Source organism: Serratia sp. CY40230 (assembly GCF_052168835.1).
GTDB lineage: Bacteria > Pseudomonadota > Gammaproteobacteria > Enterobacterales > Enterobacteriaceae > Serratia > Serratia nematodiphila.
On sequence record NZ_JBJNLX010000002.1, the window covers coordinates 804,913 to 821,954 of the forward strand.

18 protein-coding genes and 1 other RNA gene are annotated in these 17,042 nt (G+C 59.9%); 8 read left to right on the forward strand and 11 right to left on the reverse strand.

Features of this window, described 5'->3' with window-relative positions; translation table 11 throughout:
• Positions 1-14 precede the first annotated feature (14 nt).
• Both ACJ8IJ_RS11030 and ACJ8IJ_RS11035 read right to left on the reverse strand, forming a co-directional pair.
• Complete coding sequence (locus tag ACJ8IJ_RS11030) at positions 15-872, reverse strand: metal ABC transporter permease (RefSeq protein ID WP_004940309.1); 858 nt, start codon at positions 870-872, stop codon at positions 15-17.
• Positions 869-1,582, reverse strand: coding sequence for a metal ABC transporter ATP-binding protein (locus tag ACJ8IJ_RS11035; protein WP_004940310.1), 714 nt, complete (start codon positions 1,580-1,582; stop codon positions 869-871). Before ACJ8IJ_RS11035 ends, ACJ8IJ_RS11030 begins: the two co-directional genes overlap by 4 nt.
• Positions 1,583-1,984: 402 nt before the next feature.
• Between ACJ8IJ_RS11035 and ACJ8IJ_RS11040 the strand changes: the two genes are divergently transcribed.
• The 3 genes from ACJ8IJ_RS11040 to ACJ8IJ_RS11050 all read left to right on the forward strand — a co-directional run bounded on the left by ACJ8IJ_RS11040 (position 1,985) and on the right by ACJ8IJ_RS11050 (position 3,118).
• Complete coding sequence (locus tag ACJ8IJ_RS11040) at positions 1,985-2,338, forward strand: hypothetical protein (protein WP_004940311.1); 354 nt, start codon at positions 1,985-1,987, stop codon at positions 2,336-2,338.
• Between the two features lie 158 nt (positions 2,339-2,496).
• Positions 2,497-2,865, forward strand: coding sequence for an Hha toxicity modulator TomB (tomB, locus tag ACJ8IJ_RS11045; RefSeq protein ID WP_004940312.1), 369 nt, complete (start codon positions 2,497-2,499; stop codon positions 2,863-2,865).
• Between the two features lie 49 nt (positions 2,866-2,914).
• Positions 2,915-3,118, forward strand: coding sequence for an HHA domain-containing protein (locus ACJ8IJ_RS11050; protein ID WP_004940313.1), 204 nt, complete (start codon positions 2,915-2,917; stop codon positions 3,116-3,118).
• Between the two features lie 330 nt (positions 3,119-3,448).
• Here ACJ8IJ_RS11050 and ffs read toward each other — a convergent pair.
• An RNA gene (gene ffs, locus ACJ8IJ_RS11055) (signal recognition particle sRNA small type) lies at positions 3,449-3,545 on the reverse strand.
• A 156-nt stretch (positions 3,546-3,701) separates the two neighbouring features.
• Between ffs and ACJ8IJ_RS11060 the strand changes: the two genes are divergently transcribed.
• Positions 3,702-4,016 carry an MGMT family protein gene (locus ACJ8IJ_RS11060; RefSeq protein ID WP_004940317.1) on the forward strand — a complete coding sequence of 105 codons (315 nt, stop codon included), beginning with the start codon at positions 3,702-3,704 and terminating at the stop codon, positions 4,014-4,016.
• A gap of 64 nt (positions 4,017-4,080) precedes the next feature.
• On the opposite strand, the gene ACJ8IJ_RS11065 is transcribed toward ACJ8IJ_RS11060, so the two are convergent.
• Entirely contained in the window at positions 4,081-4,572 is a 492-nt protein-coding gene (locus ACJ8IJ_RS11065; protein WP_442518622.1) for a YbaY family lipoprotein, read from the reverse strand.
• 231 nt (positions 4,573-4,803) lie between these two features.
• Between ACJ8IJ_RS11065 and tesB the strand changes: the two genes are divergently transcribed.
• A complete protein-coding gene (tesB, locus tag ACJ8IJ_RS11070) occupies positions 4,804-5,667 on the forward strand; it encodes an acyl-CoA thioesterase II (protein WP_004940320.1) in 864 nt (287 codons plus the stop codon).
• A gap of 90 nt (positions 5,668-5,757) precedes the next feature.
• Here the strand turns inward: tesB and amtB are convergent, their stop codons facing one another.
• The 5 genes from amtB to ACJ8IJ_RS11095 form a co-directional block, all read right to left on the reverse strand.
• Positions 5,758-7,044, reverse strand: a complete 1,287-nt coding sequence (amtB, locus tag ACJ8IJ_RS11075; protein ID WP_004940322.1) for an ammonium transporter AmtB — start codon at positions 7,042-7,044, stop codon at positions 5,758-5,760.
• Positions 7,045-7,079: 35 nt separating this feature from the next.
• On the reverse strand, positions 7,080-7,418 hold the full coding sequence (gene glnK, locus ACJ8IJ_RS11080) for a P-II family nitrogen regulator (RefSeq protein ID WP_004940327.1): 339 nt from the start codon (positions 7,416-7,418) through the stop codon (positions 7,080-7,082).
• A 278-nt stretch (positions 7,419-7,696) separates the two neighbouring features.
• On the reverse strand, positions 7,697-9,475 hold the full coding sequence (smdB, locus tag ACJ8IJ_RS11085; protein ID WP_075684436.1) for a multidrug efflux ABC transporter permease/ATP-binding subunit SmdB: 1,779 nt from the start codon (positions 9,473-9,475) through the stop codon (positions 7,697-7,699).
• Positions 9,468-11,243 carry a multidrug efflux ABC transporter permease/ATP-binding subunit SmdA gene (gene smdA, locus ACJ8IJ_RS11090; protein ID WP_442518623.1) on the reverse strand — a complete coding sequence of 592 codons (1,776 nt, stop codon included), beginning with the start codon at positions 11,241-11,243 and terminating at the stop codon, positions 9,468-9,470. Before smdA ends, smdB begins: the two co-directional genes overlap by 8 nt.
• 92 nt (positions 11,244-11,335) lie before the next feature.
• Positions 11,336-11,797, reverse strand: coding sequence for an Lrp/AsnC family transcriptional regulator (locus ACJ8IJ_RS11095; protein WP_004940330.1), 462 nt, complete (start codon positions 11,795-11,797; stop codon positions 11,336-11,338).
• 122 nt (positions 11,798-11,919) lie between these two features.
• Between ACJ8IJ_RS11095 and ACJ8IJ_RS11100 the strand changes: the two genes are divergently transcribed.
• Complete coding sequence (locus ACJ8IJ_RS11100) at positions 11,920-12,960, forward strand: PLP-dependent cysteine synthase family protein (RefSeq protein ID WP_004940335.1); 1,041 nt, start codon at positions 11,920-11,922, stop codon at positions 12,958-12,960.
• A gap of 60 nt (positions 12,961-13,020) precedes the next feature.
• Here ACJ8IJ_RS11100 and cof read toward each other — a convergent pair whose 3' ends face one another.
• Complete coding sequence (gene cof, locus ACJ8IJ_RS11105; protein WP_004940341.1) at positions 13,021-13,845, reverse strand: HMP-PP phosphatase; 825 nt, start codon at positions 13,843-13,845, stop codon at positions 13,021-13,023.
• A gap of 104 nt (positions 13,846-13,949) precedes the next feature.
• Between cof and ACJ8IJ_RS11110 the strand changes: the two genes are divergently transcribed.
• Entirely contained in the window at positions 13,950-15,665 is a 1,716-nt protein-coding gene (locus tag ACJ8IJ_RS11110) for an SgrR family transcriptional regulator (protein ID WP_442518624.1), read from the forward strand.
• Between the two features lie 115 nt (positions 15,666-15,780).
• Positions 15,781-16,479, forward strand: a complete 699-nt coding sequence (queC, locus tag ACJ8IJ_RS11115) for a 7-cyano-7-deazaguanine synthase QueC (RefSeq protein ID WP_004940343.1) — start codon at positions 15,781-15,783, stop codon at positions 16,477-16,479.
• Between the two features lie 36 nt (positions 16,480-16,515).
• Here the strand turns inward: queC and ACJ8IJ_RS11120 are convergent, their stop codons facing one another.
• Positions 16,516-16,929, reverse strand: coding sequence for an acyl-CoA thioesterase (locus tag ACJ8IJ_RS11120; protein WP_004940344.1), 414 nt, complete (start codon positions 16,927-16,929; stop codon positions 16,516-16,518).
• Between the last annotated feature and the right edge of the window lie 113 nt (positions 16,930-17,042).

Here is a 17,042-nt window from a genome sequence, read left to right on the forward strand (position 1 = left end):
GCAAATGGCACTTCTCAACGGCGCGCAAAGGCGTAAATGCCTCCGCGCGTTCCAAACAGGATCGAGACAAAAAAGAGGATGCTGGCGCTGAGCACGATCGCCGGGCCGGCGGGAAGCGAAGCGTGATAGGACCACACCAGCCCAATCAGACTGGAAAGCGCGCCGATGCCCATCGCCGTCGCCAGCGTCTGCGGCAGATTGCGCGCCCAGAAGCGCGCGCTGGCGGCGGGCAACATCATTAACCCAACCGACATCAGGGTGCCGAGGATCTGGAATCCCGCCACCAGATTGACCACTACCAGCGCCAAAAACAGGCCGTGGATCAGCGCCAACCGGCGCGGCGCGTTAACGCGCAGGAAAGTGACGTCGAAGGATTCGATAACCAGCGCGCGGTACAGCGCCGCCAGCGCCAGCAGCGAAACCGAGGCGATCGCACCGACCATCAGCATCGCCTGCGCATCTACCGCCAGGATCGAACCGAACAACACGTGCAGCAGATCCACGCTGGAACCGCGCAGCGAGACCAGCGTGACCCCCAGCGCCAGTGAGCCCAGATAGAATCCGGCGAAGCTGGCGTCCTCTTTCAGCGGCGTGCGGCGGCTCACCAGGCCGGACAGCATCGCCACCGCCAGCCCGGCGATAAAGCCGCCTACGCCCATCGCCACCAGCGACATGCCGGAAATCAGATAGCCGATCGCCGCGCCGGGCAACACCGCGTGGGACAACGCATCCCCTACCAGGCTCATGCGGCGCAGCAACAGAAACACGCCCAGCGGGGCTGCGCTGAGCGATAACGCCAGGCAGGCCATCAGCGCGCGGCGCATAAAACCGAAAGAGAGGAAAGGATCGATAAGCCCATGCAACAGCATCATGGCGCCACCGCCCGCAGATCCGGCAGCCGGTCGGCGGCGTGATACCTCGGCACCTGTTCCAGCACTTGCTCGGCCGCGCCCCAGTGGCAAGCCTGCGGCGTCAGCAACAGCGCCTGCGGAAAATGCTCGGCGACCATCGACATATCGTGCAGCACGGCGATCACCGTTTTCCCCTGCCGGTGCAGTTGCGCGATCGCCTGCAGCAGGATCTGCGTGGTGGCGCTGTCGATACCGGTGAAAGGTTCATCCAGCAAAATCAGCGGCGCCTGTTGGACCAGCAGGCGCGCAAACAACACCCGCTGCAGCTGGCCGCCGGAGAGCTCGCCCACCGGGCTGTGCGCCAGCGCACTCATGCCGACGCTCGCCAGCGCTTCATTAACCTGGCTCGCCGCATGCTGGTTCATACCGCCGAACATGCCACTTTGCGGCCAACATCCCATCGCCACCAGATCGCTTACCGCGATCGGGAACTGCCGATCCAGCTCCGCCTGCTGCGGTAAGTAAGCTCTGCGCGGCGGCTTTCCGCCGCTGAAATTCAGGCTGCCGCCCATCGGCGGCAACAAACCGGCGAGCGTTTTCAGCAATGTCGATTTTCCGGCCCCATTGACGCCCACCACCGCGGTTAACGAGCCGGCGGTAAACTGCCCGCTCAGCGGCGGGAAAAGCGGCGTGGCGCCATAACCTAGCACCAGCTGACGCAGGATGATCATGGCAGCGATACCGCCCAAAAGATGCCGAGCCACAGCAGAGCCAGCAGCACAACGGCCCCCGCACAACGCGCGGCAGCGGAGGTGGTAAACAACGAATTCAGTGACGGCGCGGCGCCATGTCGTGAAGTGGGAATCAATGTTATGACCAAAATGATGGATAAGAGTTATAATATAACATCACAACAACTACCGTAGCTCAAGCTATGGCGCGACAATAATGCAACGGAACGTAACAATCCCTCGCACAGCGGATCTCCCCCCGCCCCCTTACAAAACCCAGGGATATTTCCATTCGGTTGGAATGTTGGCGTAAGGTAAAGAACAGCGGTAAATCGAAAAATTTACCGACGAGGGCGGAAAAGGAGTAAGATAAGCAGATAACATTGTTGTTGGCCGAGATTAATGCTTGTTACCCTTGCCTGTAACCTGGACGTCAACGCACTTTCTGTTAAAAAATTAAAGAAAGTGGTTCATGACAATATTGCGGAGTTAGTGCCGGCGCTGACCAGCGGACTCAGCTTTTATTCTGAAAGCGCACGCTATGCCGAAGATTCATTAGAAATACTTGATATAGTGCAGCAAGGTGACAGCGATTATTCAATGAGTTATCGTTATAAGTGGGGCATTTTTAATGCCTGCCTGGATATCAACAGCGAAGATATCATCAACGACAGCGTCCGGTTTCGAGTGACGGCGCGGGGTTTAATCTTCGACATCATTGATAACTCACGCCCATCAACTGCGGATGAATTGTAAGTTTAAGTAATAACTACAGGCCAAACGCGAAAAAATGATTTATATTCATTTTACGGGAAGTTTATTTAACCACCGTTAAGCTGCCTCCGTTCATGATGTAAATCAGCTTACTCACATAGTGTTATCACACCGCAATTAAGACTTACGGAGGGGATGATATGGATGAGTATTCGCCTAAGCGACACGACATTGCTCAGCTCAAATTCTTGTGCGAAAATTTGTATGATGAAGGTATCGCTACCCTGGGAGACAGTCATCATGGGTGGGTCAACGATCCGACGTCCTCCGTCAACCTGCAGCTTAATGAGTTGATCGAACATATCGCTTCGTTTGTGATGAGTTATAAAATTAAATACATGGACGAATCTGACCTGTCGGAGTTAGTCGAAGAATATCTCGACGATACCTATACGCTGTTCAGCAGCTATGGTATCAATGATTCCGACCTGCGCCGCTGGCAAAAAACCAAGGCGAGATTATTCAGAATGTTCTCAGGAGAGGACATCTGTACGACAATGAAAACTTAGGGGATAATTATTCCCAAGCTATTTTACGGTTATTAAACTAAAGGCCACCATGACTAAAACCGACTATCTGATGCGTTTACGTAAATGCACCACGATTGATACTCTCGAACGTGTTATTGAGAAAAATAAGTACGAGCTTTCCGATGATGAACTGGAGCTGTTTTACTCAGCGGCAGATCATCGTCTGGCAGAGCTCACCATGAACAAACTGTATGACAAAATCCCCACCTCCGTTTGGAAATATGTCAGATAATCAGCCCCCAACGCGTTGAGCCGATGCTTTTATCGGCCTCAATGTTCAAGTTGAATACGTACTTTTCCTATTGACAGTAAAACTTCACTTGCGTTCCCTCTTCCGATAATAATATTGCGCGGAAACAATTTTCTTTTTTAATCGAGACAGGTTATCTCATCGCCCACCTCACTGTGCCCGCTCCCCAGAACCGCTAATTCATTATCCAAAAGAATTGAAGGCGGGAAGAAAAGAAATGCGTGTCGCTCTGCCTGATGACAGAAATGGATAATAGATACGTGGAGGAGAGGCGGCAAAAGCGCGGATTGGCGAAGCCCAAATGGGTGGGGACCCTGCCAGCTACATCCCGGCACACACGTCACCTGCTGCGGCTGCTTCCTTCCGGACCTGACCGAGTTCACAAGTTAGTGTTGCGGGAGAACCAACAGGGCCCCCATTGACGGCTTCTGTACTCCGAAGCGGTGGGCATTATCGGCGATGCCCCACCAAATAGCAAGCCAACCGGGGCCAACCGCTGTTTTCTTACCCACCTGCGCTGTGGCACACTCTTCGCCTGGGTTTTGACTCGTGCAGGAACAGCAATATGCAACCAGAAGACGCCTCTTTCAGCCAGCGGGTTTTCCATATCGTGGCCGCCATCCCGTTCGGCAAAGTCACCACTTACGGTGAAGTCGCCCGGCTGGCCGGCTCGCCGCGCGCCGCGCGTCAGGTTGGCGGCGTGCTGCGGCGTTTGCCGGAAGGCAGCACGCTGCCCTGGCACCGGGTGATCAACCGCCACGGACAGATCTCGCAGCAGGGGGAGGATTTTCAACGGCAACGGCAGGCACTGCTGGCGGAGGGGATAATTTTCGGCCCGCACAGCACGGTCGATTTCGAACGCTACGGCTGGCGCTGGTAAAACAAAACAGCCTTTAGCCGAAGCGCAAAGGCTGTTGATTTCATCTTGCTGTACCGCAGTAAGTTTACTGCATGGCGGTTGGCGCAGCCTGAATCGGCACACCCTGAACCGGAACCAGCAGCAGATCGGCACGGGTGCCGTTGCGGTTAACCACTTCCTGGATGGTGTCGGTAATGAACATCAGGCGCCCGTTGACCGTCACCGCCGCGCTCAGAATGATGCGCGCATTCGGTTGGATGTCGGACGGGTTGTACGGCAGCGTAAAGCTGAATGGCGCCTGCTGCCCTTCAGTACGTACCGCGCGCTGTGCAATCACTTTGGACGGCGCATCTGCCAGCGAAGCGTCAGAGAGGGTGACCGTCAGTACGGCGTCCGGCGGCAGCGCAATGCGCTGACGTATATTAACCGAACCTGTCACCGCCGGGCCCTGAATCTGCGTTTGCGCAGCCGCCGGGTTACCGGCCGCCTGTGTAGGCACATCGGCACTCTTTTGCGCGCATCCTGCCAGCGTGATCATCAGTGCCGCGGCACCGCCTACGATTTGCCAGAGTTTCATGGATCGGTCTCCTTTTTTATTATCAACATATTGGTGGCTTTCACCACCTCACCTATTAAACCTAGCACAAAACACTGATAAATCCACTTTACCCCGCCTATTAATCACTTAAACAGCCCAAGGCATCCATGATTAAGAGCATTCTCATCGGCCCCTTAACGCAAAATGTTGACGCCGCGCCGTGATATTCCGCACACTGCGCAAAATGATTATTAGAAAGGTAACAACTTTATGAGCCAGGCATTGCAAAACCTCCTCGATCTGCTGGATCTGGAGAAAATCGAAGAAGGGTTGTTCCGCGGTCAGAGTGAAGATCTGGGGCTGCGCCAGGTGTTCGGCGGGCAGGTGGTCGGCCAGGCGTTGTACGCCGCCAAACAGACGGTGCCGGACGAACGCAGCGTGCATTCGTTCCACAGCTACTTCCTGCGCCCGGGCGACAGCAGCAAGCCTATCGTTTACGACGTGGAAACCCTGCGCGACGGCAACAGCTTCAGCGCGCGCCGCGTCAGCGCCATCCAGCACGGCAAACCTATCTTCTATATGACCGCCTCCTTCCAGAGTCCGGAAGCGGGTTTCGAGCATCAGAATCTGATGCCGGACGTGCCGCCGCCGGAAGGGCTGTTGTCTGAGTCAGAGATCGCCCAGAAGCTGGCGCATATGCTGCCGGAAAAAGTGCGCGAAAAATTTATCGGCCAGAAGCCGATCGAAATGCGCCCGGTGAAATTCCATAACCCGCTGAAAGGCAGCGTGGAAGAGCCGCATCGCTACGTGTGGTTCCGCGCTAACGGCAGCATGCCGGACGATCAGCGCATCCACCAATATCTGCTGGGCTACGCGTCGGACTTTAACTTCCTGCCGACGGCGCTGCAGCCGCACGGCGTCGGTTTCCTCGAGCCGGGCATGCAGGTGGCCACCATTGACCACTCAATGTGGTTCCACCGTCCGTTCCGCATGGATGACTGGCTGCTGTACGCAGTGGAGAGCTCCTCCGCCTCCGGCGCACGGGGCTTTGTGCGCGGCCAGATTTATACCCGCGACGGCGTACTGGTCGCCACCACCGTGCAGGAAGGGGTGATTCGCCAACGCGACGCCTGATCCGCAGCATACAGAAAGGGGCGATGTTTCCATCGCCCCTTTTGGCTTCATCATTATTTTAGTCTTTAGCGCACTGCCCTGCTTTGAGCCTTACTGGTTGTAGGCGCTCTCGCCGTGGCTGTTGACGTCCAGCCCCTCGCGTTCCTGCTCCTCCGGCACTCTCAATCCAACCATGGCGCCCGCGATCTTGAAGGCGATAAAGGCGGCGACGCTCGACCACACCAGCGTGATCAGCACGCTCACCAGCTGGATCCAGACCTGATGGCCCATCGTCACCCCTTCGGCGTAACCGGTGCCGCCCAGTGAAGAGGCGGTGAACACCCCGGTCAACAGGCAGCCGACGATGCCGCACACCCCGTGCACACCGAACACGTCGCAGGTGTCGTCCACTTTCAGCCATTTTTTCAGCGTCACGACGCCCCACAGGCCGGCGACGCCGCCCACCAGGCCGATGATCAACGCCCCGCCCACGCCCACGGTGCCCGCCGCCGGCGTCACTGCTACCAGCCCGGCGATCATGCCGGAGCAGGCGCCCAGCAATGAAGGCTTGCCGCGCAGCACCCACTCGGCGAAGGTCCAGGAGAGAATGGCGCCCGCAGTGGCAACCACGGTGTTGAGGAATGCCAGAGCCGCAATGCCGTTGGCCGCGCTGGCGGAACCGGCATTGAAGCCGAACCAGCCGATATACAGGATGGACGCCCCGGTAAACACCATCGGCAGGTTGTGCGGTTTGAAGGCCTCTTTACCGAAGCCGGCGCGCTTGCCAATCAGGTAGGCGCCGATCAACCCGGCGCTGGCGGCGTTGATGTGCACCACGGTGCCGCCGGCGAAGTCCAAGGCGCCGTCGGCGGCCAGGTAACCGCCGCCCCACACCATGTGCGCGATCGGCAGATAAGACAGCGTGAACCAGAGGATCGCGAAGATCAGCACCGCCGAGAAGCGAATGCGTTCGGCGAAGCCACCCACCACCAGCGCCACGGTGATACAGGCGAAGGAGGCCTGGAAGGCGACGTGGATCATCTGGCTGATGCTGCCGGTGACGCTGTCGATGCCGATGCCTTTCAGCATCGCCGTTTCGAACCCGCCGAACACCGCATTGCCCTCGCTGAACGCCAGGCTGTAGCCATACAACACCCACAGCACGCAGACCAGCGCGAAGGTGACGGTGACCTGCGTCAGCATCGACAGCACGTTTTTGCCGCGCAGCAGGCCACCGTAAAACAGCGCGATGCCCGGCAGCGTCATGAACAGCACCAACGCGGTGCAGATCATCATAAAGGCGTTGTCGGCCTTATCGGCGACCGCCGGGGCGGCCAGGGCCAAAGAAGGAACCAGGGTTACCGAACTCAGGCCCAACATGGATAACAGTCTTTTCATTATCAATCATCCCCATCACTTAACTGAGTTCGCGGTTACAGTGCCGATTCGTCGGTTTCGCCGGTGCGAATACGGATCACGCGTTGCAATTCGGCAACGAAAATTTTGCCGTCGCCGATTTTGCCGGTGTAGGCGGCTTTGCTAATCACATCAACCACTTCATCCAACTGATCGTCGGCGATGGCGATATCGATTTTGACCTTGGGCAGGAAATTGACGTTATATTCGGCGCCGCGATACAGCTCGGCGTGCCCCTTCTGGCGGCCAAAGCCCTTCACTTCGGTTACGGTCAACCCCTGAATGCCCACGGAGGACAAGGCCTCGCGCACGTCCTCCAGCTTGAACGGTTTGATTACCACGGTCACCAGCTTCATATTGCCCCTCCACGAATTAAGCCCAAACTCACCCCTGGTACGCGTCATATGTAGCAAGGGCTGTGCCAAATTTAATTTTTCAGGGCGATTCAGCGGATTAGCGGGCACGCGGGCGCAGCCGCGAGGCAGCACGGCACCGATACCTTGAATAGGTTAAATAATGCGCACTGATTTGGTGCGCATCGCGTCGAAAAAGTGCAGAAAGGGGGCGTGGCCCAGATGGTTTGCCTGCTTATGGTGCGTTGGAAAGAAAGAAGGGCCGCGAGCGCGGCCCATATTCAGGCGGGTTGGCTCTCCTCGCGCACCGCTTCCGCCAACTGCTCGCCCGCCAACTGCAGCTGGTACATCTGGTAGTAACGCCCCTGCTGCGCCAGCAGCTGCTGATGGTTGCCCTGCTCCACCGCCTGGCCGCGATGCAGCACCAAAATGGAATCGGCGTCGACGATGGTCGACAGCCGGTGGGCGATCACCACCAGCGTGGTGTGCTCGCGGATCGCACGCAGCGCGCGCTGGATAGCCTGTTCGGTGCCCGAGTCGATATTGGCGGTCGCCTCGTCGAGGATCAGGATCTGCGGCGCCTGCACCAAGACCCGCGCCATCGCCAGCAGCTGTTTCTGCCCAACCGACAGGTTATTGCCCTGCTCCCCCAGTCGGGTGTGAATACCCTGCGGGAAGCCGCGCACCAGCTCCGCCAGCTGCACCGTTTCCAGCGCCCGCCAAACGGCGTCTTCCTCGATATTGCGCCCCAACGTGACGTTGGCCAGCACCGAATCGGCGATCACCACCGGATCCTGCTGCACCATCGCCACGCCCTGGCGCAGCGTGCGGTGCGACAAGCTGGAGATCGGGCGGCCATCGAGACGCACTTCTCCCTCGCTGACCGGGTAATAACCCATCAGCAGGTTGGCCAAGGTGCTCTTGCCGCTGCCGGTGTGCCCGACCAGCGCCACGAAGCCGCGCGACGGCACCGACAGCGAAATATGCTGCAGCACCTTTTTGTCCGCGCGGTAAGCGAAGCTCAGATCGGTGATGTCGATGCGGCCGCCGGCCAACGGACTATCGTCTGTACCGTAACTCTGCTGGCTGCGATCCATCAGTTCGAAAATGCGTTCGCCGGCCACCACCGCCTGCTGCAGGATCGACTGTTGTGACGTCAGCTCGATCAATGGTTCGTTCAAACGCCCCAGGTAGTTGATGAAGGCATAGAGTACGCCGACGCCAATCACGCCTTCACCGCTGAAGCCGAACAACATCAGTAAACCGCACAGCACCAGCGCCGAAAACAGGCTGAGCAGCGGCCGCAGCAGGAAACCGTCGAGCCGCAGCGTCTGCATGCGCGCGAGATAGTGCGACTGGCTGGCGGCGCTCATGCGCTCGCCGAAGCGCACCTGCTGGCGGAATTGCTGGATCACGCCCATGCCGTTGATCACTTCGTTGAAGCCGTCGTTGATGTCCGCCAGATAACTGCGCACCCGGCGCACAATCGGCGTGCTGTAATATTGATAGATGCCCATCACCACGAACACCGCCGGGAAGATGCAGATAGCCACTAACGCCATGCGCCAGTCGAGGCTGAACATCGCCACCAGCATGGCGCCGATCAGCGCGGCGCTTTTCAGCACCGTGGAGACCACCATCACGTACAGGTCCTTGATCACTTCGGTGTCGTTGGTGACGCGCGAGATCAATTGCCCGACCGGTTGCGTGTCGAAGGCGCTGAGCGGCTGGCGCAGCGCGGCGTCCATCACGTCGGTGCGCAGCCGCTGCACCACGCCTACCGCCGCCTGATTGAACAGCAGCGCCTGGAAGTAATGCAGCGCCGCCGCCAGCAGCTCCAGCAGAATGTAGGCCGCCGCCAGCCCGCCGACGATCATCAGCGGCAGTTGCCCTTTGGCGACGTAATTATCGATAAAATAGCTCACCAGGATCGGCCCGGCGACTTCCGCCGCCGCCGCCACCCACAGCATCAGCACCGCCACCCCCAACGGTTTGCGGTACGGCGAACCGTAGGCCAGCAGGCGCTTCAGCGTCGGCCACAGCTTTTGCACTTTATTCATCGGCCAACGCCTCCTCGCCGTTTTCCGGCGCTTCGTCCAGCGCCGCTTCCAGCTGCTGATAGCGGTACATATCGCGATACCAGCCCGGCTGTGCCGCCAGCGCCGCCGGATCGCCGCGCTGCGCCACGCCGCCGTGCTGCATCACCAGGATTTCGCTGGACTCGGTTAATGCCGACAGCCGGTGTGCGCTGATGATCACCGTGCGATCTTGCCCCCAGCTGCGCAGGTTGTGCAGGATCTGGTGTTCGGTACGGCCATCCACCGCCGATAGCGCATCGTCGAGGATCAGGATCTCCGCATCCAGCAGCAGCGCGCGCGCGATGGAGATGCGCTGTTTCTGCCCGCCCGACAGCATCACGCCGCGTTCGCCCACCTCGGTGTCATAGCCCTGCGGCAGCCGCAGAATGTCCTCATGGACGCTGGCCAACCGCGCCGCCTGTTCGATCTGCGCCTGCGTCGCCCCCGGATGGCCCAGTGCGATGTTGTTCGCCACGGTATCGGAGAACAGGAACGGCGTTTGGCTCACCACCGACAGCCGCGAACGCCAGTCGTCGAGTTTGATCTGCGGCAACGGCAGGCCGTGATAGCGGATCTGCCCTTGATCGACGTCGAACTGGCGCTGGATCAGCGACAGCAGCGTCGATTTGCCGGCCCCGGTCGGCCCGCACAGCCCCAGCATTTGCCCTGGTTTCAGCGTCAGCGCCACATCGTGCAGCGCCGGATGCGGGTTTTCCGGGTAGTGGAACGCGCGGATATCCACCTCCAGCACGCCGCGCCCGGCCGGCAACGCCTGCGGGCCATCCTGCACCGCCGGCGCCTCGTCGAGCAGGCTGCGGATGCGGCTGTAGGCCGCGCTGCCGCGCTCGACGATATTGAACATCCAGGCCAGCGCCAGCATTGGCCAGATCATCAGGCCGAGGTACATCACAAAGCTGGTCAGTTGCCCGAGCGTCAGCGAACCGTTCACTACCATCCAGCTGCCGCCGCCGATAGCCAACAGGTTAGACGCGCCGATGGCGATATAAATGGTCGGATCGAAGCGCGCATCCACCCGCGCCACGTGCATGTTCTTGGCCCCGGTCTGCGCCGCGACGTCGGCGAAACGGTTGGATTGGTGATCTTCCAGCCCGAAGGCCTTGATCATGCGGATGCTGGTCATGCTTTCCTGCGCCTGATCGTTCAGGCTGGAAAACGCCGCCTGCGCCGATTTAAAGCGCTGGTGCAGCTGGTCGCCGTAATATTTGATGGCGATCGCCATCAGCGGCATCGGGATTAACGCCAACACCGTTAGCTGCCAGCTGATTTGGGTGCTCATCACCACCAGCACCACCACCCCCATCACCAGCGAATCCACCAACGTCAGCACGCCTTCACCGGCGGCGAACACCACGCGATCCACATCGTTGGTGGCGCGCGCCATCAGGTCGCCGGTGCGATGACGCAGGTAGAACGCCGGGTTTTGTCGGCTGAGCTGGCGATAAAAGTTTTCGCGCAGTTCGACCGCCAGCTGGTAGGAAGCGCCGAACAGCAGCACCCGCCACACATAGCGCAGCAGGTAAACGACGATCGCGGTGCCGATCATCAGCCCGAGCCAGGCCAACAGCACGCCGGTGGACATCTGTTTTTCGGTGACGCCGTCCACGATGATGCCGACCAGCTTAGGCGGCAACAGTTGCAGGATGGCGATGACGACCAGCAACACCACCGCCCCGAGGTAGCGGCGCCACTCCCGGCGGAAGTACCAGCCGATTTGTGCAAATAATCTCACGCAGTTTGATTCCAGGATTTTATGGGATTTGTCTCTTTTTCTGCTTCAGCAGAGCAGGATACCACCGTTGAGCCGCCCGTCCGGTTAACTTTTCACTCCGGCACCGGCAGCGCAGTGGTGTATTTGATTTTTTCCATGGCAAAGCTCGAGGTGACGTCAATAAGGCCCGGTACGCCGTTCACCAGGCGCTTATAAAAGCCGTCGTAGCTTTTCATGTCCGCCACTTCGACCTGCATCAGGTAGTCGTACTCCCCCGCCATCCGGTAGAACGCCAGCACCTCGGGCATCTGGCTGGTCAGCTGCACAAACGCCTGATACCACTCGCTGCTGTGCTGCTGGGTCTTGATCAGCACGAACGCCGTCAACCCCAGGCCGAGCTTTTCGTTATCCAGCAAGGCCACTCGGCCGCGGATATAGCCTTCGTCTTCCAGACGCTTCAGCCGTTTCCAGCACGGCGTCGAAGTCAAATTGACCGCATCGGCCAGTGCCTGCAGCGACTGGGTGCAATCTTGCTGCAGCATGCACAGCAGCTTACGGTCTGTTTTATCTAACATAGCGGCCACCCGGAGAAAAATTTTCTCCCATTAGGCGATTAAACAGGGAAAATGGCAATCCTTTTTTCCCGCCGACAGGCTATGCTACGCCATAAACCAGCCCCCTATTCTGAGGCCATATCATGACAAACTCTTGGGTAAAATATGCTATCGGTGAAATAGAAGCGGATTTTCAGCGCTCCGCCGATACGCACCTGATTCGCCTGAACCTGCCGGCGTTTCCCGGCATCTGCCTGTACCTGAAAGATGAAAGCACTCACCCGACAGGCAGCCTGAAACACCGCCTGGCGCGCTCGCTGTTCCTTTATGGCCTGTGCAACGGCTGGATCACCGAGAACACCACCATCATCGAGGCCTCGTCCGGCAGCACCGCGGTGTCCGAAGCCTACTTCGCCCGTCTGATCGGCCTGCCGTTCATCGCGGTGATGCCGTCCTGCACCGCGCGCCGCAAGGTGGAGCAGATCGCCTTTTACGGCGGCCGCTGTCACTTCGTCGATCATGCCGCCCAGATCTACGCTGCCTCCGAACAGCTGGCGAAAGAGCTGAACGGCCACTATATGGATCAGTTCACCTACGCCGAGCGCGCCACCGACTGGCGCGGCAACAACAACATCGCCGACAGCATCTTCCGCCAGATGGCGCGCGAACCTTTCCCGGTGCCGAAACACATCGTGATGAGCGCCGGCACCGGCGGCACCTCTGCCACGCTGGGGCGCTACATCCGCTATCAGGGGCACGACACCCAATTGACGGTGGTTGATCCGGAAAACTCGGTGTTCTATGACTGCTTCCACCACGGCGATCGCACCCTGATCGGCAGCTGCGGCAGCCGTATCGAAGGCATCGGCCGCCCGCGCGCCGAGCCGTCGTTCATCCCGTCGGTGGTCGACAACATGCTGCGCGTGCCGGATGCCGCCAGCGTCGCCACCATTCACTGGCTGGAAGGCGTGCTGGGCCGCAAGGTTGGCGCCTCTACCGGCACCAACGTTTGGGGTGCGCTGCAGTTGGCGAAGCAGATGCGGGAAAACGGCGAGCAAGGGGCGATCGTCACCCTGCTGTGCGACAGCGGCGAGCGTTATCTGGATACCTATTACAACCCGGAATGGGTCAGCAACAACATCGGCGATCTGCAGCCGTATCTCGCGCAGCTGGCGGATTTGTAACGCCAGGCTTCGGGTAAAAAAAAGCCGGGTAGTCATACCCGGCCGGCTGTAAGGAGAACCTCATTCTTCGGGGGAATAGGTGAGGCAAGGTGAACGCAGCCAATGTTGCAAATAGTGAGCCACCGCCTGTTGTTGGCAATGGCCGATAACCGGTAGCTGCGGCAGCAGGGATTTCAGCTGCGGCAGGGCGTTGCCCATCACCACGCCGTGCCCCACCGCTCCCAGCATCTCTTTGTCGTTCATCGCGTCGCCGAACGCCATGCAGTCGGCCATCGTCAGCCCCAGATGACGGCTCAGCCGCTCCAGCGCCGTGCCTTTGTTGCAACCGAGCGGCAGCACCTCCAGACAGTCGTAGGCGGAAAAGCACAGGTCTGCCTCATCGCCCAATTGCGCCCGCAGCTGCACCTGCAACGCCAGCAACTCCTCATGTGGCGCGACAAAGCACACCTTGCTGTTGCCGAACGCCGGCAGACGGCGCACATCGGCCAGTTGAAAACGAAAACCGCTCAGGTGATGCGCCCGCAGCATCTCTTCCGGCACGGGAAACTCGGTCAGCCAACCTTCGTCGCGGAATACATGCATGCTGGCGCGGGTGCGCCAATGATGATGCAGCACCTCTTCGGCCACCGCCGCCGGCAGGTCGGTGGCGTGCAGCTGTTGGCCGCGGTTGTCATATACCCGCGTGCCGTTGCCGGTGATCAGGTAACCCTGCAGCCCCAGTTGCGCCATGATCGGTTGCGCATCGAGGTAGTGGCGCCCGGTGGCGAACGTCACCACCATCTCCCGCTCCACCAGCTGGTTCAGCACCGCCAGCGTTTCCGGGCCAACCCGGTGATCCGGCATCAACAGCGTGCCGTCCATATCGAAAGCTGCCAGGCGATACATAAAGACCTCATGAATGTGAACGCGATTACAATCACTGCAGTATGGGATGGTATTTGCGGAAGTAATAGTGAACAATTTGAGAAAACTGTTCCGGATTTCTGCCCATGCGCCTGGTTCACCGTCTCAGCCAATATCAACGCCTGTATCAACAGCTCGGCAGCGCGCCGGTCGCCGTGACCATCGGCGAGCTGGCGGCGATGTTCTACTGCAGCGAGCGGCACGCCCGCACGCTGGTGCAGCAGCTGCAGGATCAGGGCTGGCTGAGCTGGTATTCGCAGCCCGGCCGCGGTAAGCGCGCTCGCCTGCACTGCCTGAAAACCCCGGATGAACTGCGCGCGCAGCTGCTTCAACAGCTGCTGCAACAGGGCAATCATCAGGGAGCGCTGGAGATGGCGCAGCTCGATCCGCAGCACCTGCAGGATCTGCTCAACCCGCACCTCGGCGGGCAATGGCAGGCCGGCAGCCCGACGCTGCGCATTCCCTATTACCGCACGCTGGAAGCGCTCGACCCGCTCACGTTGACCGGCCGCGCCGAACAACATCTGGTGTCGACCCTGCACGCCGGACTGACGCGCCTGATGACCGGTAACCCGGAACCGCAGCCCGATCTGGCGCACCATTGGCAGATTAGCGATCGCGGCCTGCGCTGGCGCTTCTTTCTGCGCAGCCAGCTGCGCTGGCACAACGGCGAACCGTTGACCGGCCACCAATTGCTGCAAACGCTGGAAAAACTGCAGCGCCATCCGCGCAGCCAACCGAGCCTGGCCAACGTCGCGCGCATCAGCCTGCCGCATCCGTTGTGCATTCAGTTCGATCTGCACCTGCCGGACTACTGGCTGGCCCACCGGCTGGCGGAGCTGCCTTGCCTGATGACTCACCCGGAGCTGCCGGCCATCGGCGCCGGCCCGTTCAAGCTGACACTGAATGAGCCGCAACTGGTGCGGCTGGAACAGCACGCCGGTTATCATCTGCAGCATCCGTATCTGGATACCATCGAATACTGGATCACCCCCGATTTACCTACCGCCGGCACCTACACCAGTTGCCAGCATCCGGTGCGCATCACCATAGGCCAGCAAGACGATTTGGCGCAGGCCCGGCCGGTGCAGCGCAGCATGAGCCTGGGCTGGTGTTATCTGGCGCTGAACCTGCGCCACGGCGTGCTGAACGAAGCCCAGGGGCAAAAGCTGCTGATGCTGATCCAGCAGTCCGGCCTGCTGAGCCATCTGCCGATCCCCAACAGCGTGATCACCCCCAGCCATGAAATGCTGCCCGGCTGGCGCATCCCCCACCAACAGGTCGAAGAGGACGTCGCCCTGCCCGTCCGGCTGACGCTGCTGTATCGGCCGCCGGTCGAGCTGGAAACGGTGACGGCCGCGCTACAGCGGTTGCTCGCGCAGCACGGCTGCGAGCTGGAAGTGCGTTACTATGCCGGTAAGCGCTGGCAAAGCGAGGAACAGATCGCCCAGGCCGATCTGCTGCTGGCGGACAACCTGATCGGCGAAGCGCCGGAGGCGACGCTGGAGAGCTGGCTGCGGCAGGATACGCTGTGGCGCGGCATCCTGACGGAAAGCCGCTGGCAGCAGCAACAGGATACGCTGCGGCAGATCCAGCAGCTGCAGGCGCAGCAACCGCGTTTCGCACGGCTGCAGGCCTATTATCAACGGCTGATGGCCGCCGCCATCATCACGCCGCTGTTCCACTACCAGTATCAGATCAGCGCGCCGCCGCGCATGCATGGCGTCACGCTGACCGCCCACGGCTGGTTCGATTTTTGCCAGGCGTGGCTGCCGCCGCCGGTGGACGATGCACCGGCCTGAGCCGAACCGCCCTGCGCCTGGCGGCCCTTTCTGCTACTATTGTCGCCGCAACGCAATTTTTATCCTGCCGCCCGAATGTGTATCGGGAGAGGCCAAAGCCCAAAAAGGTGATTTTATGAAGCGCGCGGTTGTCGTTTTCAGCGGTGGACAAGACTCCACGACCTGCTTAATCCAGGCATTGCAACAGTATGACGAAGTTCACTGCGTCACGTTCGATTACGGCCAGCGCCATCGCGCCGAGATTGAAGTGGCTCAAGAGCTGTCGGTAGCCCTCGGTGCCAAGGCGCACAAGGTGCTGGACGTAACGCTGCTCAATGAGCTGGCCGTCAGCAGCCTGACGCGCGACAATATTCCGGTTCCCGCCTACGATCCCAACCAGAAAAATGCGCTGCCGAGCACCTTCGTGCCGGGCCGCAACATCCTGTTCCTGACGCTGGCGGCGATCTACGCCTACCAGGTCGAAGCGGAAGCGGTGATCACCGGCGTGTGTGAAACCGATTTCTCCGGCTACCCGGATTGCCGCGACGAGTTCGTTAAAGCGCTGAACAAGGCGGTGACGCTGGGCATCGCCCGCGATATCCGCTTCGAAACGCCGCTGATGTGGCTGAACAAGGCCGAGACCTGGGCGCTGGCGGATTATTACCACCAGCTGGATCGCGTACGCCAGGATACGCTGACCTGCTACAACGGCATCAAAGGTGACGGCTGCGGCGAGTGCGCCGCCTGCAACCTGCGCGCCAATGGCCTGACGCAGTACCGGGCCAACCAGGCAGAAGTGATGGCGGCGTTAAAACAGAAAGCCGGCCTGGCCTGAGGGCAGTGACGGCGGCAGCCTATGCCGCCCGTGAGCTTACTGCGGATTATCCTTCAGCGTGAGCGCCTCCAGGTGCTCGCGCAATTCTCCTTCGATCGGCAGCGCACGCTGCGTTTTCAGATCGACGCACACGAAAGTCAGCAGCGCGTCTGCCACCGGCGTCCCCGCCGGATCCTGCGTCACCTTTTGGCTCAGCACCCCGCTCTTGCCGTTGAGCTGCACCATCTGGCTGTCGATACGCAGCTTATCCCCCAATACCGCCGGGCTGCGGTAATTGATGTTGATGTTCACCACGATGAAAGCGATGTTGTTTTCCGTCATCCAGCGGAACCCGGCTTCGTTCTCCAACCACTCCCAACGCGCCTCTTCCAGAAACTCCAAATAGCGGGCGTTGTTAACGTGCTGGTAAACATCAAGGTGATAACCGCGAACTTTGATAAAGGTTTGCATAGGGAACGATCGCTCCTGCCTGGTGATTACAGAAAGAGGGAGCCGCGCTGGCTCCCTCGCCCGTTTGGTCAACGCGCCAAACTGGTAAGACCTGTAAAATGTAGCAGAGGAGT

What these genes read in the sequence shown, in the direction of transcription:
- ACJ8IJ_RS11030 (WP_004940309.1), bottom strand. Translation starts at nt 872, where the DNA reads ATGATGCTGTTGCATGGGCTTATCGATCCTTTCCTCTCTTTCGGTTTT.
- ACJ8IJ_RS11035 (WP_004940310.1), bottom strand. Translation starts at nt 1,582, where the DNA reads ATGATCATCCTGCGTCAGCTGGTGCTAGGTTATGGCGCCACGCCGCTT.
- ACJ8IJ_RS11040 (WP_004940311.1), top strand. Translation starts at nt 1,985, where the DNA reads ATGCTTGTTACCCTTGCCTGTAACCTGGACGTCAACGCACTTTCTGTT.
- tomB (WP_004940312.1), top strand. Translation starts at nt 2,497, where the DNA reads ATGGATGAGTATTCGCCTAAGCGACACGACATTGCTCAGCTCAAATTC.
- ACJ8IJ_RS11050 (WP_004940313.1), top strand. Translation starts at nt 2,915, where the DNA reads ATGACTAAAACCGACTATCTGATGCGTTTACGTAAATGCACCACGATT.
- ACJ8IJ_RS11060 (WP_004940317.1), top strand. Translation starts at nt 3,702, where the DNA reads ATGCAACCAGAAGACGCCTCTTTCAGCCAGCGGGTTTTCCATATCGTG.
- ACJ8IJ_RS11065 (WP_442518622.1), bottom strand. Translation starts at nt 4,572, where the DNA reads ATGAAACTCTGGCAAATCGTAGGCGGTGCCGCGGCACTGATGATCACG.
- tesB (WP_004940320.1), top strand. Translation starts at nt 4,804, where the DNA reads ATGAGCCAGGCATTGCAAAACCTCCTCGATCTGCTGGATCTGGAGAAA.
- amtB (WP_004940322.1), bottom strand. Translation starts at nt 7,044, where the DNA reads ATGAAAAGACTGTTATCCATGTTGGGCCTGAGTTCGGTAACCCTGGTT.
- glnK (WP_004940327.1), bottom strand. Translation starts at nt 7,418, where the DNA reads ATGAAGCTGGTGACCGTGGTAATCAAACCGTTCAAGCTGGAGGACGTG.
- smdB (WP_075684436.1), bottom strand. Translation starts at nt 9,475, where the DNA reads ATGAATAAAGTGCAAAAGCTGTGGCCGACGCTGAAGCGCCTGCTGGCC.
- ACJ8IJ_RS11095 (WP_004940330.1), bottom strand. Translation starts at nt 11,797, where the DNA reads ATGTTAGATAAAACAGACCGTAAGCTGCTGTGCATGCTGCAGCAAGAT.
- ACJ8IJ_RS11100 (WP_004940335.1), top strand. Translation starts at nt 11,920, where the DNA reads ATGACAAACTCTTGGGTAAAATATGCTATCGGTGAAATAGAAGCGGAT.
- cof (WP_004940341.1), bottom strand. Translation starts at nt 13,845, where the DNA reads ATGTATCGCCTGGCAGCTTTCGATATGGACGGCACGCTGTTGATGCCG.
- ACJ8IJ_RS11110 (WP_442518624.1), top strand. Translation starts at nt 13,950, where the DNA reads ATGCGCCTGGTTCACCGTCTCAGCCAATATCAACGCCTGTATCAACAG.
- queC (WP_004940343.1), top strand. Translation starts at nt 15,781, where the DNA reads ATGAAGCGCGCGGTTGTCGTTTTCAGCGGTGGACAAGACTCCACGACC.
- ACJ8IJ_RS11120 (WP_004940344.1), bottom strand. Translation starts at nt 16,929, where the DNA reads ATGCAAACCTTTATCAAAGTTCGCGGTTATCACCTTGATGTTTACCAG.